Source organism: Thauera sedimentorum (assembly GCF_014489115.1).
Classification (GTDB): domain Bacteria; phylum Pseudomonadota; class Gammaproteobacteria; order Burkholderiales; family Rhodocyclaceae; genus Pseudothauera; species Pseudothauera sedimentorum.
Genome location: NZ_JACTAH010000002.1, coordinates 995341 through 1009006, shown reverse-complemented (window position 1 = coordinate 1009006; position 13666 = coordinate 995341). Strand labels below are relative to the sequence as shown.

General features: G+C 67.8%; 16 protein-coding genes. 1 reads left to right on the top strand and 15 read right to left on the bottom strand.

Annotated elements, in window-relative coordinates; genetic code table 11:
• Positions 1-12: 12 nt before the first annotated feature.
• From atpA to IAI53_RS14455, 11 genes are all read right to left on the bottom strand, one after another.
• Positions 13-1551, bottom strand: a complete 1539-nt coding sequence (atpA, locus tag IAI53_RS14505; protein ID WP_187718882.1) for a F0F1 ATP synthase subunit alpha — start codon at positions 1549-1551, stop codon at positions 13-15.
• Positions 1552-1563: 12 nt separating this feature from the next.
• Positions 1564-2100, bottom strand: coding sequence for a F0F1 ATP synthase subunit delta (locus IAI53_RS14500; RefSeq protein WP_187718881.1), 537 nt, complete (start codon positions 2098-2100; stop codon positions 1564-1566).
• Between the two features lie 3 nt (positions 2101-2103).
• Positions 2104-2577 (bottom strand): F0F1 ATP synthase subunit B, encoded by a 474-nt coding sequence (locus tag IAI53_RS14495; protein WP_187718880.1) that lies wholly within the window; start codon positions 2575-2577, stop codon positions 2104-2106.
• Between the two features lie 43 nt (positions 2578-2620).
• Entirely contained in the window at positions 2621-2866 is a 246-nt protein-coding gene (gene atpE, locus IAI53_RS14490) for a F0F1 ATP synthase subunit C (protein ID WP_002925444.1), read from the bottom strand.
• A 59-nt stretch (positions 2867-2925) separates the two neighbouring features.
• Entirely contained in the window at positions 2926-3771 is an 846-nt protein-coding gene (gene atpB, locus IAI53_RS14485) for a F0F1 ATP synthase subunit A (RefSeq protein ID WP_187718879.1), read from the bottom strand.
• A gap of 2 nt (positions 3772-3773) precedes the next feature.
• Entirely contained in the window at positions 3774-4115 is a 342-nt protein-coding gene (locus tag IAI53_RS14480) for an ATP synthase subunit I (protein ID WP_187718878.1), read from the bottom strand.
• 154 nt (positions 4116-4269) lie between these two features.
• Positions 4270-5136, bottom strand: a complete 867-nt coding sequence (locus IAI53_RS14475; protein ID WP_187718877.1) for a ParB/RepB/Spo0J family partition protein — start codon at positions 5134-5136, stop codon at positions 4270-4272.
• A gap of 16 nt (positions 5137-5152) precedes the next feature.
• Positions 5153-5923, bottom strand: coding sequence for a ParA family protein (locus tag IAI53_RS14470; RefSeq protein ID WP_187718876.1), 771 nt, complete (start codon positions 5921-5923; stop codon positions 5153-5155).
• Positions 5924-6583, bottom strand: a complete 660-nt coding sequence (gene rsmG / locus IAI53_RS14465) for a 16S rRNA (guanine(527)-N(7))-methyltransferase RsmG (RefSeq protein WP_187718875.1) — start codon at positions 6581-6583, stop codon at positions 5924-5926.
• Positions 6580-8493 (bottom strand): tRNA uridine-5-carboxymethylaminomethyl(34) synthesis enzyme MnmG, encoded by a 1914-nt coding sequence (mnmG, locus tag IAI53_RS14460; protein WP_187718874.1) that lies wholly within the window; start codon positions 8491-8493, stop codon positions 6580-6582. Before mnmG ends, rsmG begins: the two co-directional genes overlap by 4 nt.
• 150 nt (positions 8494-8643) lie before the next feature.
• Positions 8644-9537 carry a LysR substrate-binding domain-containing protein gene (locus tag IAI53_RS14455; protein ID WP_187718873.1) on the bottom strand — a complete coding sequence of 298 codons (894 nt, stop codon included), beginning with the start codon at positions 9535-9537 and terminating at the stop codon, positions 8644-8646.
• A 106-nt stretch (positions 9538-9643) separates the two neighbouring features.
• Between IAI53_RS14455 and IAI53_RS14450 the strand changes: the two genes are divergently transcribed.
• Positions 9644-10555, top strand: coding sequence for a DMT family transporter (locus IAI53_RS14450; protein ID WP_187718872.1), 912 nt, complete (start codon positions 9644-9646; stop codon positions 10553-10555).
• A 17-nt stretch (positions 10556-10572) separates the two neighbouring features.
• Here IAI53_RS14450 and IAI53_RS14445 read toward each other — a convergent pair whose 3' ends face one another.
• The 4 genes from IAI53_RS14445 to IAI53_RS14430 all read right to left on the bottom strand — a co-directional run bounded on the left by IAI53_RS14445 (position 10573) and on the right by IAI53_RS14430 (position 13558).
• Positions 10573-10845, bottom strand: coding sequence for a DUF6156 family protein (locus IAI53_RS14445; RefSeq protein ID WP_187718871.1), 273 nt, complete (start codon positions 10843-10845; stop codon positions 10573-10575).
• On the bottom strand, positions 10845-11399 hold the full coding sequence (locus IAI53_RS14440; RefSeq protein WP_187718870.1) for a flavodoxin: 555 nt from the start codon (positions 11397-11399) through the stop codon (positions 10845-10847). The genes IAI53_RS14445 and IAI53_RS14440 overlap by 1 nt, the downstream gene beginning before the upstream one ends.
• Positions 11400-11598: 199 nt before the next feature.
• Positions 11599-12582, bottom strand: coding sequence for a DMT family transporter (locus IAI53_RS14435; RefSeq protein WP_187718869.1), 984 nt, complete (start codon positions 12580-12582; stop codon positions 11599-11601).
• Between the two features lie 148 nt (positions 12583-12730).
• Positions 12731-13558, bottom strand: a complete 828-nt coding sequence (locus IAI53_RS14430; protein ID WP_187718868.1) for an AraC family transcriptional regulator — start codon at positions 13556-13558, stop codon at positions 12731-12733.
• Positions 13559-13666: the final 108 nt, after the last annotated feature.

The following is a 13666-nucleotide window of genomic DNA, read 5'->3' as shown; positions in this document are numbered from 1 at the left end:
CCGTCCTGGGCCTTAGGCCCAGCTCTTCTTGAACTCGGCGATCGCGGCAGCCAGAGCCTTCTCGCCGTCGGCGTCGAGCTCCTTCTTGCTGAGGATCGAAGAGACCAGATCGGCGTTCTTGGACTTGACGTGCTGCAGCAGCGCAGCTTCGAAGGCCAGCACGCGGGAGACGTCGACATCGTCGAAATGACCGTTGTTGACCGCGTACAGCACGATAGCCATCTCGGCGATGGACATCGGCGCGTACTGGGCCTGCTTCATCAGCTCGGTCACGCGGCGGCCACGCTCGAGCTGCTTGCGGGTCGCGTCGTCGAGGTCGGAGGCGAACTGGGCGAAGGCCGCCAGTTCGCGGTACTGCGCCAGGTCGGTACGGATACCGCCGGAGAGCTTCTTGACGACCTTGGTCTGCGCGGCGCCACCGACGCGGGACACCGAGATACCGGCGTTGATCGCGGGGCGGATACCGGCGTTGAACAGGTCGGTTTCCAGGAAGATCTGACCGTCGGTAATCGAAATCACGTTGGTCGGCACGAAGGCGGACACGTCGCCGGCCTGGGTCTCGATGACCGGCAGGGCGGTGAGCGAGCCGGTCTTGCCCTTGACTTCGCCGTTGGTGAACTTCTCGACATACTCGGCGTTCACGCGGGCGGCGCGCTCGAGCAGGCGGGAGTGCAGATAGAACACGTCACCCGGGTAGGCTTCACGGCCCGGCGGACGGCGCAGCAGCAGGGACACCTGACGGTAGGCCCAGGCCTGCTTGGTCAGATCGTCATAGACGATCAGCGCGTCCATGCCGCGGTCGCGGAAGTACTCGCCCATGGTGCAGCCAGCGTAGGCGGCCAGGTACTGCATGGCGGCGGACTCGGAAGCGGTGGCGGCCACGACGATGGTGTATTCCATCGCGCCGTTCTCTTCCAGCTTGCGCACCACGTTGGCGACGGTCGAAGCCTTCTGGCCGATGGCCACGTACACGCAGTACATGTCCTGGCCCTTCTGGTTGATGATCGCGTCCACCGCGACCGCGGTCTTGCCGGTCTGGCGGTCGCCGATGATCAGCTCGCGCTGGCCACGGCCGATCGGCACCATGGAGTCGACCGACTTCAGACCGGTCTGCACCGGCTGGGAGACGGACTGGCGGGCGATCACGCCCGGGGCGACCTTCTCGATCTTGTCGGTGAGCTTGGCGTTGATCGGGCCCTTGCCGTCGATCGGCTGGCCGAGCGCGTTCACCACGCGACCGATCAGCTCGGGGCCGACCGGCACTTCGAGAATGCGGCCGGTGGCCTTGACGGTGTCGCCTTCGGTGATGTGCTCGTACTCGCCGAGGACCACCGCGCCGACGGAATCGCGCTCGAGGTTGAGCGCCATGCCGAAGGTGTTGCCGGGGAATTCCAGCATTTCGCCCTGCATGACGTCGGTGAGACCGTGGATGCGGCAGATACCGTCGGTGACGGAGACCACCGTGCCCTCGTTGCGCGACGTGGCGGCGAGCTGCAGGTTCTGAATCCGGCTCTTAATCAGATCACTGATTTCAGAGGGGTTGAGTTGCATGGATGTATGCTCCTAGTTCTTTAGCGCAGCGGCCATGTTCGCGAGCTTGCCGCGGACCGAGGCGTCGATCACTTCGTCGCCGATGGCGATGCGGACCCCACCGATGAGTTCGGGGTCTACGCTGACCTGCACGTTGAGCTTGGTCTTGAAGCGTGCTTCAAGATCGCTCTTCAGGTTGGTCAGCGTGGCATCGTCGAGCGGGAAGGCGGAGGCGATCTGCGCCTCCTGGACGCCTTCATGTTCGTTCTTCAGCTGAACGAACAGGTCACGGATCTCCGGAAGCAGCTGCAGGCGTTCGTTGGTCACGAGGACGCGGACGAAATTCTGCAGTTCGGCGGACAGCCCTTCCCCGGCCAGCCCGAGCACCAGCTGGATCAGCTGGTCGTCGGTCAGCTTGGGGTCGGCAATGCAGTCCCGCATCTGCGGATCGGCGGCAATCGCTGCCAGCCGATCCAGTGCTTCCGACCAAGGCCCCAGCGCACCTGCCCCGCGGGCCAGCTCGAAGGCGGCATCCGCATATGGGCGCGCGATGGTGACGTTCTCGGCCATGACTTATTGCAGTTCCTGTTTCAGGTTGGCGAGCAGCTCGGCGTGGGCCTGGGCGTTGATTTCCTTGCGCAGGATGCGCTCGGCACCGGCGACGGCAAGCTGGGCGACCTGTTCGCGCAGGGCTTCCTTGGCACGTTGCGCGGCGGCACCGGCTTCGGCTTCTGCGTCTTCACGGGCCTTGGCAATGATGCGTGCGGCTTCGGCGCGAGCATCATCGACGAACTTGGCAGCCTGCTTTTCAGCAGCGGCGCGCGTGTCGCCCGCGGATTCGCGAGCCTTGCGCAGTTCGTCGACGACCTTCTTTTCGGCCAGCACGAGGTCGGCCTTTGCCTTGTCCGCAGCCGCCAGCCCGTCCGCGATCTTCTTCGCGCGCTCGTCCAGTGCCTTCACGATCGGCGGCCACACGAATTTCATCGTGAACCAGCCGAGAATGAAGAACACAACGAGCTGAGCTATCAGGGTTGCGTTCAGATTCACTGTTCCGTTCCCTCTGTTGCGTTAAGGGGATGAACCGAACCGATCAGAGCTGGAACGGGTTGGCGAAGGCGAACATCATGGCGATACCGACGCCGATCAGGAAGGCCGCGTCGATCAGGCCGGCCAGCAGGAACATCTTGGTTTGCAGCGCGTTCATCAGCTCGGGCTGGCGAGCGGAGGCCTCGAGGTACTTGGAACCCATGATGCCGATACCGATACAAGCACCGATGGCACCCAGACCGATGATCAGACCGGCAGCCAGCGCGACAAAACCCAGAACGTTTTCCATGACAACTCCTTGCTTAGAGGTTGGTGAGTTTAAGAAACCAGGTACAGCGTAAAAGAAACTTAGTGGCTCTCGTGAGCCTGCCCGACGTAGACCAGGGTGAGCATCATGAAGATGAAGGCCTGGAGCACGATGATCAGGATGTGGAAGATGGCCCAGACGGTGCCCGCCACGATGTGACCGATGAAACCGAACGCGGTGGCAGTGCCGCCGAGCAGCGCGATCAGGATGAAGACCAGTTCACCGGCATACATGTTGCCGAACAGTCGCATGCCGTGGGACACGGTCTTGGCGAGGAACTCGATGATCTGCATGACGAAGTTCACCGGCCACAGCAGGGGGTGGGCTCCGAACGGAGCGGTGAAGAGCTCATGCACCCAGCCGCCGACACCCTTGATCTTGACGTTGTAGTACAGGCACAGCAGCAGCACGCCGATGGACAGGCCGAGCGCGGCAGACAGGTCGGCGGTTGCCACCACACGCATGTAGGCATGGGCGGGATCGCCTCCGGCAGCGGAATAGACACCGGTCCAGATCATCGGAATGAGATCGACCGGCACCAGGTCCATGGCGTTCATCAGGAAGATCCAGACAAACACCGTCAGCGCCAGCGGGGCAACGAACTTGCGCGACTCGGCGCTGTGCACGATGCCCTTGGCCTGATCGGCCACCATCTCGACCATCATCTCGACGAAGCCCTGGAAGCGTCCGGGCACGCCGGAGGTGGCCTTGCGGGCCGCCAGCCACAAGATGAAGATGGTCAGCAGGCCGAGCGACAGCGACCAGAACATCGAGTCGATGTTGATCACACCCCAGTCAACGATGCTTTCCTGGGGATGCCCGGTGTTGTTGAAGTGTCCGAGGTGGTGAATGACGTATTCGGATGCGGTGGGAGCGTTTCCAGCCATGGTCAGGTCTTTACCAAAAATGCAAACAAGTTCGCTTTAAGAGCCAGGATCAGCGCGATCAACAGAGCGCCCCAATGGACGTCCGGATACAGCGCCAGTCCCAGCACCAACAATCCCACTATCGACGCAACTTTCAGCAGTTCGCCGACGACGAAGGCGGTGACGTGCGTGGCAGCCTGCCGACGGGCAAGCACGACCAGACGCAGCGCAAAGAGCCCGCTCGGAATCACCACCGACAAACCGCCCATCGCAGCGGATACTGCCCCGCGCAGCCCGAAAAAAACGGCCGCAATGGCCGTTGCCAGGAGGGTTGCGCCAAGCTGGAGTAGAACCGCCTTCAGCATTTGCGTCTTGCCGGTGCGCCGCAGAGCCGCGCCACCGCGTTAAAAATCCGGTGAATACTAGGGGTTAACCGTAACAAAGTCAAACCTTCGACGCAGTGCAACAAGTGACCGCACGGTCGGTCATGCATCATATATATGACCGGATTTACAGGGCTTATGGACGCAGCCTTGCGAGCAGCCCGTCGAGCTGGTCGAGGTCGCCGAAACGGATGGCGAGTTCGCCCGCACCCTTGCGGTTTGCCTTGATCTTCACCGTCGCGCCGATGGTGTCGGAGAGCTCCTCTTCCAGGCGCAACAGGTCGCGGTCCGGGGGTGGCGCGGCCTTTTTCTGACGCGGGTTCAGGGTGTGCTGCACCAGGCGCTCGGTTTCGCGTACCGACAAGCCGCGCGCGGCGACGTGGTTCGCGAGCTGGATCTGCCCGGCGCCGTCAAGCGGCAGCAGGGCGCGCGCGTGGCCCATGTCGATGTCGCCGGCCATCAGCAGTTCCTGCACCGGAGTCGCCAGGTTGAGCAGGCGCAGCAGGTTGGAGGCGGCCGGGCGCGAGCGCCCCACCGCGTCGGCGGCCTGCTGGTGGGTCATGCCGAACTCGTCGATCAGGCGCTGGATGCCGCTGGCCTCTTCGAGCGGGTTGAGGTCCTCGCGCTGGATGTTCTCGATCAGCGACATTGCCAGCGCGGCATCGTCGGGAATCTCGCGCACCAGGCAGGGCACTTCGGTGAGCCCGGCAATCTGCGAGGCGCGCCAGCGCCGCTCGCCGGCGATGATCTCGTAGCGCGGCGCACCGTTGACCGCTTCGATCGGGCGCACCAGGATGGGCTGCATGACGCCCTGGGCCTTGATCGACGCAGCCAGTTCCTCCAGCGAACCCGGGTCCATGCGGGTACGCGGCTGGTACTTGCCGGGCTGCAGCGCCTCGGCCAGGAGAGTCTGGAGCTCTCCGCGCTCGGCGTCGTCGTCGCGGTTGGCCGCCAGCAGCGCGTCGAGGCCGCGGCCCAGGCCCTTGAGTTTCGGTGGCGTCATGGCAGTGTCGTGTCGGTTAGAGCGTCTTGACCCGCTCGATCATTTCTTCCGCGAAGGCCATGTAGGCCTGCGCACCCTTGGCGGCACGGTCGAACACCACGCCTGGCATGCCGTGGCTGGGCGCCTCGGCGAGACGCACGTTACGCGGCACGATGGCGCGGAACACCTTGTCGCCGAAGTGCCCTTCGAGCTGCGCCGAGACCTGCTGCTGCAGGGTCACGCGCGGATCGAACATCACCCGCAGCAGACCGATGATCTTGAGGTCTCGGTTGAGGTTGGCGTGCACCTTCTTGATGGTGTTGACCAGATCAGAGAGCCCTTCCAGCGCGTAGTACTCGCATTGCATCGGGATGATCACCCCGTGCGCGGCGCACAGTCCGTTGAGCGTCAGCATGGACAGCGACGGCGGGCAGTCGATGAGGACGAAGTCGTAGTCCTGGTCGAAAGCCTTGAGCGCGTCGCGCAGCCGGTTCTCGCGCCGCTCTAGGTCCACCAGCTCCACTTCGGCACCGGCCAGATCGCGGTTGGCGGGCAGGATGTCGAAGCCGCCGGTCGGCGAACTCGCGCGCGCCTCGGCCAGCGTGGCCAGCCCTACCAGCAGGTGATACACCGACTTGTCCAGCGCGCGCTTGTCCACGCCGCTACCCATGGTGGCGTTGCCCTGCGGATCGAGGTCGACCAGCAGGGTGCGCTGGCCGGCCTGATGCAAGGCCGCGGCCAGATTCACGCAGGTGGTGGTCTTGCCGACCCCGCCTTTCTGGTTGGCAACACAGAAGATGCGAGCCATTCAGTCCCCTTTGTGCTCCGTGCCATCCCTTTCCAGGATGATCAGGTGGCGCTCCGCCTCCAGCCCCGGCACGGCCAGGCGCACCGTTTCGGCGACATGCCATCCAGCTGGCAGGCGGGCGATTTCCTCTTCAGGATACACGCCCTTCATGGCGAACATGCGCCCGCCGGGCGCCAGCAGATGGCCGGCCAGCTCGACGAACAGCGCCAGCTCCGAGAAGGCGCGCGAGATCACGCCGTCGAAGGGCTGCACACTCGCAAGCTTCTCTACCCGCGCGTTCTCGGCGCGGAAGTTGGCCAGCCCGAGCTCGATCTTCGCCTGCTGCTGGAACGCCGCCTTCTTGTTCACCGTCTCGACCGACACCACCTCCAGCTCCGGACGCACGATGGCGAGCGGAATACCCGGCAACCCGCCGCCCGAGCCGATGTCAGCCAGGTGCGCGACGCCAGTGAGATGCGACAGCACGGCGAGCGAGTCGAGCAGGTGGTGGGTGACCACTTCCTGCGGCGCACGGATGGCGGTGAGGTTGTAGACCTTGTTCCACTTGAGCAGCAGCTCGCCGAATGCGATCAGGCGGTCCTGCGTTTCAGCTCTCAGGTCCAGCCCGAGCGCAGCCAGGCCCTCGGCCAGCAGGCCGCGGTAGGGGGCGAGCGCGCTCATGCGCTCTTGCGCCCGTCGTCGGTGCTGCGGGCGGCCAGTTCGCGGCGCTTGAGCCACACCAGCAGCAGCGAGATGGCCGCCGGGGTCACGCCCTGGATGCGGCTCGCCTGGCCGATGGTTTCGGGCTTGCCGGCGGAGAGCTTCTGCTGCACTTCCTTGGACAGGCCGCGCACCTCGGCGTAGTCGAGGTCGGCCGGCAGGCGGGTGGCCTCGGCCTGCAGCTGCTTGGCCACCTCGTCCTGCTGGCGGTCGATGTAGCCCTGGTACTTGGCGGCGATCTCGATCTGCTCGATGACCTGCGGATCGGTTTCCGGCGTGTCCGGCGCACCGGGCAGACTCATCAGCCCCGCGTAGCTGGTCTCGGGGCGGCGCAGCAGTTCGAAGTAGCGCTGCTCGCGCTCCAGCGCCTTGCCCAGCACACGCTCCTGCTCGGCGGCAGGAATCTGCTCGGGGCGCGCCCAGGCGGCCTTGAGCTGCGAGGTGCCGCGCTCGATCGCCTCGCGCTTGGCGCAGAAGGCGGCCCAGCGCGCGTCATCCACCAGGCCCAGCTCGCGGCCCTGCTCGGTCAGGCGCAGGTCGGCATTGTCCTCGCGCAGCTGCAGGCGGTACTCGGCGCGCGAGGTGAACATGCGGTAGGGCTCGGACACCCCGCGGGTGATCAGGTCGTCGACCAGCACGCCCAGGTAGGCTTCATCGCGGCGCGGGCACCAGGGCTCGCGCCCGGCCACCTGCAGCGCGGCGTTCGCGCCGGCCAGCAGGCCCTGCGCGGCGGCCTCCTCGTAGCCGGTGGTGCCGTTGATCTGCCCGGCGAAGAACAGTCCGGCGATCGACTTGGTCTCCAGCGAGCTCTTGAGGTTGCGCGGGTCGAAGTAGTCGTACTCGATGGCGTAGCCCGGGCGCAGGATGTGGGCGTTCTCCAGCCCGCGGATAGAGCGCACGATCTCCAGCTGCACGTCGAAGGGCAGCGAGGTGGAGATCCCGTTCGGGTAGATTTCGTGCGTCTCCAGCCCTTCCGGCTCGAGGAAGATGTTGTGGCTGTCCTTGTCGGCGAAGCGGTGGATCTTGTCCTCGATCGACGGGCAGTAGCGCGGTCCCACCCCTTCGATCACCCCGGAATACATCGGCGAGCGATCCAGGTTGGCGCGGATGATGTCGTGGGTGCGGCTGTTGGTCTGCGTCATCCAGCACGGCAGCTGGCGCGGGTGCTGGGCGACCGAGCCGAGGAAGCTGAACACCGGCACCGGATCGTCGCCCGGTTGCTCGCTCATCACCGAGAAGTCGATGCTGCGCGCGTCCAGCCGGGGCGGCGTGCCGGTCTTCAGCCGGCCCTGCGGCAGCTTGAGTTCCTTCAGGCGCGCGCCGAGCGAGATCGCCGGCGGATCGCCGGCGCGGCCCGCCGAATAGTTCTGCAGGCCGACGTGGATCAGCCCGTTGAGGAAGGTGCCGGCGGTCAGCACCACCGCGGGGGCCTCGAAGCGCAGGCCGATCTGGGTGACCACGCCGGTGACGCGGTCGCCGACCACGGTGAGGTCGTCCACCGCCTGCTGGAACAGCCACAGGTTTTCCTGGTTCTCCAGGCGACGGCGGATCGCCGCCTTGTACAACACGCGGTCGGCCTGCGCGCGGGTGGCGCGCACCGCCGGGCCCTTGGAGGCGTTGAGGATACGGAACTGGATGCCACCCTCGTCGGTGGCCGCGGCCATCGCCCCGCCCAGCGCGTCGGCCTCCTTGACCAGGTGCCCCTTGCCGATGCCGCCGATCGACGGGTTGCAGCTCATCTGCCCCAGGGTCTCGATGTTGTGGGTGAGCAGGAGCGTCTTCGCGCCCATGCGCGCCGCGGCCAGCGCGGCCTCGGTCCCGGCGTGGCCGCCGCCGACCACGATGACATCGAAACGGGTGGGGTAGAGCATGGGGGCGCTCCGCGCTACAGGGCTGGGGAAAGGCGGCGGATTCTACGCCCTTGCGGCGCAAAAGCCTAGCAAGGCACCGCCCTGTTTCACGGAATTACCATTGCCAAACATTGGTTTAGGCGCGCTGCAGAAAGAGCACCGAGCGCGCCTTCAGGCCGGCGCCAGCGGCGCCGCAGCACGCCCGGCCACCGCCCGCTGGCGGGCGTCCAGGCTGTCGCGCAGCAGTTCCAGCGCCGCCTCCGCCGCCGGTCCCAGGCGGCTGCGCGCCTGCAGCACCAGTTGCGAGTCGGGCAGCGGCGGCAGGCCTTCGGCCGCGCCCAGCCGGCGCAAGCCCGGCGCCAGCGCGCTGTCCGACAGCACCGACACGCCCAGCCCGGCACGCACCGCGGCCAGCACGCCGGCCAGGTTGGGGCTGGTGTAGGCCACCCGCCAGGCGCGGCGCTGGCTCTCCAGCACGTGGACGGCATGGGCGCGGTAGATGCAGCCCTGGTTGAACACCACCAGCGGCAGCACCGGCAGCTGTTCGGGCGTGGCCTCGTCGGCGGCCACCCAGTTCAGTGCATCGCGCCAAACGCCAGCAGCCGCGGGCGCCGGGCCGAGGCGCTTGAACAGCGCGATGTCCAGCTCGCCCGCCTCCACCTCGGCCTCCAGCTGCACCGACAGCGCGCAGCGCACCTCCAGGCGCGCCGACGGGTGGCGGCGCGCAAAGCGGCCGAGCAGCAGCGGCAGCTCCTCGATGGCGTAGTCCTCCGGCACACCGATGCGCACCAGCTCCGGCACGTCCTCGGCGAACAGCTGGCGGGCCTCGTCGTTGAGCGCCAGGATGCGCCGCGCGTAGGCGAGCAGGCGCTCGCCGTCCTCGGTGAGCTCGACGCCGCGCACCCCGCGCAGCAAGACCTGCCGGCCGATCTGCTCCTCGAGCTTCTTGACCTGCTGGCTCACCGTGGACTGGGTACGGTGCACCCGGTCGCCGGCGCGGGTGAAGCCGCCGCTCTCCACCACCGAGACGAAAGTGCGCAGCAGCGCGATATCCAGGTCGGCCATGACCACTCCATCGACAGATCGAATGCAAGACATCAGAACTTCGCGTTTTTAAATAGTGAAGACCGCGCTTAGGCTTCAGTCAAGCCCCACCCGCCGGAGTCCGACGATGAAAGCCACCGCCCAGGTCCTGACTGCCCCGCCGCCGGCGAGACGCCTCGCGCTGCCGACCGTGGCGCTCGCCCTGCCCTTCGTGCTGATCTGGACCAGCGCCTTCCCGGCCGCCAAGATCGGCCTCGCCGACAGCCCGCCGCTGATCTTCCTCGCCGCGCGCTTCCTCACCGCCGGCGCGCTGCTGCTCGGCTGGGCGGCGCTGCGCGGCGAACTGCGCGGCCTCACCCTGCGCGACCTCGCCACCCTGGCCCTGCTCGGCCTGCTCAACCACGCGCTCTACCTCGGCCTGAGCTGGACCGGCATGGGCACGCTGTCCTCCGGGCTGACCACCATCATCATCAGCGCCAACCCCATCCTGGTGGCGCTGTTCTCGGCCGCGCTGCTCGGCGAGCGCTTGAGCGGGCGCAAGCTCGCCGGGCTGGCGCTGGGCTTCGCCGGCGTGGTGCTGATCGCGCGCAACCGCCTGGCCGGCGGCAGCGATCCGGCCGAGGGCCTGCTGCTGGTCACCGGCGCGCTGTTCACGCTGGCGCTGGGCACCGTGCTCTTCAAGCGCCTGCGGGTGTCGGTGGGGCTGGCGGCCAACACCGGCCTGCAGACCTTCCTCGCCGGCGCACTGCTGCTGCCGCTCGCGCTGGCCACCGAGAACCCGGTCGAGGTGCAGCTCACGGCCGGCTTCCTGGCCGCCTTCGCGTGGATGGTGGCGGTGGTGTCGATCGGCGCCTACCTGCTGTGGTTCGCCCTGCTGGAGCGCGGCAGCGCAAGCGCCGCCAGCGCCTGGCTGTTCCTCGCCCCGCCGCTGGGGCTGGCCGCCGGTGAGCTGCTGCTCGGCGAGCAGGTCGGCGCGGCCGACTACCTGGGCATCCTGCCGGTGGTGCTGGGCATCGCGCTGGTGACCCGCGCGCGCTGAGCGTGAGCGGGCGGCGCTCAGCGGGCCTCGACCACGCTCACCTCGCCGTCCGCGTCGGTGATCTCAGCGGACAGCAGCGCGCCGTCCGCCGCGTATGTGTAGCGGTGGGCCAGCTCGACCTCGCCATAGACCAGCTTCTCGAACGCCAGCAGCGTACCGGCGGCGTCGAAGTGGCCGCGAAAATAGGTGTTGCGGTTGTTGATCTCGGCCTCGCCGAGTTCGGCGGTCAGGCGGAAGGGCAGCTTCACCCCGCTGTAGGTATTGAAGTAGCGGACGGTCGTGTCGCTCATCAAGCAATCTCCGTATGCAGTTTTTCCCGCAGCACGGGGCCGACCTGTGCGACCCAGTCCTGCAGGCGTTGGTCGGTGAGCCGGCTTTGCGAGCGCTGGTCGATGACGAGGCCGACGAAGCGGCCATCGACCACCGCCGGGCTGTGCTCGAACTGGTAACCCGCCAGCGGCCACTGGCCGACCACCTCGGCACCGCCGTCGACCGCCCAGCGATAGAGGTGGATCAGCGAATGGGCGAAGCGGTCCGGGTATTTCTCCTGGTCACCCAGGCCGAACAGCGCGATGCGCTTGCCGGCGAGCGAACGCCCGGCCAGTTGCGGCATGAACTCGTGCCAGCTCGGTTCCGCGATACGGGTATTCAGCCCGGGCAACTCGTCGATACCGTAGGACGGCGTGCCGAGGATCAGCGCGTCGTACTTCAACAGGTCGTCCGCCGTACAGCGGTTCACATTCACCGGCTTGGCCGCCGTTTCGCCGAGCAGCTTGGCGATTTTCTTGGCAATCAAACGGGTGGTGCCTGAATCGGTGCCGAAGAAGATGCCGATCTGTTCCATGGGTCGCCTCGCGCTTCGGCGCAGCCGATGCGGCCGCACTCAAAATGGAGGGAAAGCACGCGGCATGCCACGGCCGTCAGTGCGCCCAGAGCCTCACAGGCACTGACGAACCGGCGCACGCCTGCCGGTTTGTGCGGTGACGAACGCGACAAGACGGGCCCGGCATGGAGCGGGGCCGACAATCGCCGCCGACCGCAACTCAGTGCTGCGGATCGGCCGGTGCCGGGCGCGCGACCGGCACGACGACCGGCCTGACGCGCAGCGCGGCGATCACGCCGACGATCAGCAGCGCGATACCGGCCAGGGTCAGCGGCGCCGGCCAGGCGGCGCGCAGCATGAAGGCATAGGCCAGCGCGGCCAGCGTCTCGAAGACGATCAGCTGGCCGGCGAGCGCGGTGGGCAGGCGCTGGCTGGCCTGGTTCCAGCACAAGGTGCCGAGCCAGGAGGCAAGCAGGCCGATGGCGAACATCAGGCCGATGAAGAAGGCCGGCCGGGGGCCGAAAGGCATGGGGAGCTCGGCGCCGCCCAAGGCCATGCCGCCCCACAGCAGCGCATAGCCGGCGAGCGCCAGCGGCAGCGTGGCCACGCCCTGCGCGGTGGCCCAGGCACGCGGGCTGCGGTCCGGGTGGGCGCGCAGCCAGTCGGCGTTGCGCAGCGGATACCAGGTCCAGCACACCAGGGCGCCCACCGCCAGCAGCGCACCGAAAGCGTAGCGCGCCGGGTCCGCCGCCTCATCGGCCCGCAGGGCAGCGAGCTCGACCTGATTCACGCAGGCGATGCCGGCCGCGATCAGCGCCAGCGGCAGTGCGAGGCGCGCCCACGGCAGGCGGCCGTCGCGCGCGCCGTTGCGCAGGTTGGCGCACACCGCGATGACCACCGGCAGGGTGCCGATGATCATCGTCGGCAGGGGACCGCCGGCGCGCTGGATGGCGCTCGAGAGGCACAGGTAGTAAAGCAGGTTACCGATTGCGGCGAGCTTGAGCGCCTCCAGCCAGTCTGCGCGGGTGAGCCGCGCCAGCGCGCGGCGGTCCGCCCAGGCGAGCGGCAGGGCGATCAGGCCGAAGGCGAGGTAGCGCCCCACCGACTGCAGCGCGCCGGGATACTCGGGCAGCAGCAGCGGGCCGACGAACACCAGGCCCCACATCAGCCCGGCCGCGAGTGCGTAGAGGGTTCCGATCCACATGATGCAGGCAGTGTGGCAGCGCCACGGTCCGCCGTCTTGTACCGGATTGCGCCACTGGCTATAGGAGCGGGCTTGCCCGCGATTGCGGCCTGCGGAAAAACGAGCGCCGCATCGCGGCCAAGGCCGCTCCTACACGAAAGCTGCTGCCTCAACAGTCGCGCAATTGGCGCTGGTAGCGCGCCGGGGTCACCCCGTAGCGCCGCGCGAAGGCGCGGGTCAGGTGGGCCTGGTCGGTCAGACCAGTGGCCGCAGCCACCTCGGCAGGCGGCGTGCCGGCGGCGAGCTGGCGCTTGGCTTCCGCCAGGCGCAGCGCCATCAGCATCTGCTGCGGGGTGACGTGGTAGTGCGCGCGGAAGCTGCGCAGGAAGTGCCACGGGCTCAGGCCGGCGAGCGCCGCCAGTTCGTCCAGCGTGATGCGCTCGCCCAGTTGCGCGCGCAGGTAATCGAGCACCGGCGCAAAACGCGGCGCGGCGCCGTCACGCGCAGTGCGTCCGATGCTGGCCTGCGGGCGAAAGACCGCCAGCAGTTCGGCGAGCAGGCTGTCGAAGGCCAGCGGCTCGCGCGCCATCCACAGCGCGTCGAGCAGCGCGGTGACGCGCCGCGCGGCGGCCGCATCCTCGCGCACCGCGTCGCGGAAGCACCAGCCGCGCTCGCCGCTGATGCCTTCGACCACCTCCGCATCGATGTAGAGCATGCGGTAGCGCCAACCGCCGGCGGTTTCGGCACGGCCGGTGTGCAGTTCGTCGGGATTCATCTGCACCAGCGAGCCGGCGGGCGCGAGCAGCTCGGCGCCGCGGTAGCGGAAGCGCTCGGCGCCGGTTTCGACCGCCCCCAGGCCGAAGGCGTCATGGCTGTGCGGCTCGAAGGCGTGGCGCACGATGTGCGCGCGGTAGCACTCCACCCCCGGGCGGTGCGCGGGGCGGAAGAAGCGCGCGGCGTCGCGCGCGTCGTCGAAGGTCTGGGGCACGCCTTGCATGGCGGGGAACATAGCACGGCGCGGGGGCGACCAGTGGGAGCGGCCTTGGCCGCGATTCGGCCTTCGGGAAACCACCGCCGCATCGCGGCCAAGGCCGCTCCTACAGGG

Coding starts and splice junctions, on each gene's coding strand:
- atpA (WP_187718882.1), bottom strand. CDS start 1,551: ATGCAACTCAACCCCTCTGAAATCAGTGATCTGATTAAGAGCCGGATT.
- IAI53_RS14500 (WP_187718881.1), bottom strand. CDS start 2,100: ATGGCCGAGAACGTCACCATCGCGCGCCCATATGCGGATGCCGCCTTC.
- atpE (WP_002925444.1), bottom strand. CDS start 2,866: ATGGAAAACGTTCTGGGTTTTGTCGCGCTGGCTGCCGGTCTGATCATC.
- atpB (WP_187718879.1), bottom strand. CDS start 3,771: ATGGCTGGAAACGCTCCCACCGCATCCGAATACGTCATTCACCACCTC.
- IAI53_RS14480 (WP_187718878.1), bottom strand. CDS start 4,115: ATGCTGAAGGCGGTTCTACTCCAGCTTGGCGCAACCCTCCTGGCAACG.
- IAI53_RS14475 (WP_187718877.1), bottom strand. CDS start 5,136: ATGACGCCACCGAAACTCAAGGGCCTGGGCCGCGGCCTCGACGCGCTG.
- IAI53_RS14470 (WP_187718876.1), bottom strand. CDS start 5,923: ATGGCTCGCATCTTCTGTGTTGCCAACCAGAAAGGCGGGGTCGGCAAG.
- rsmG (WP_187718875.1), bottom strand. CDS start 6,583: ATGAGCGCGCTCGCCCCCTACCGCGGCCTGCTGGCCGAGGGCCTGGCT.
- mnmG (WP_187718874.1), bottom strand. CDS start 8,493: ATGCTCTACCCCACCCGTTTCGATGTCATCGTGGTCGGCGGCGGCCAC.
- IAI53_RS14455 (WP_187718873.1), bottom strand. CDS start 9,537: ATGGCCGACCTGGATATCGCGCTGCTGCGCACTTTCGTCTCGGTGGTG.
- IAI53_RS14450 (WP_187718872.1), top strand. CDS start 9,644: ATGAAAGCCACCGCCCAGGTCCTGACTGCCCCGCCGCCGGCGAGACGC.
- IAI53_RS14445 (WP_187718871.1), bottom strand. CDS start 10,845: ATGAGCGACACGACCGTCCGCTACTTCAATACCTACAGCGGGGTGAAG.
- IAI53_RS14440 (WP_187718870.1), bottom strand. CDS start 11,399: ATGGAACAGATCGGCATCTTCTTCGGCACCGATTCAGGCACCACCCGT.
- IAI53_RS14435 (WP_187718869.1), bottom strand. CDS start 12,582: ATGTGGATCGGAACCCTCTACGCACTCGCGGCCGGGCTGATGTGGGGC.
- IAI53_RS14430 (WP_187718868.1), bottom strand. CDS start 13,558: ATGCAAGGCGTGCCCCAGACCTTCGACGACGCGCGCGACGCCGCGCGC.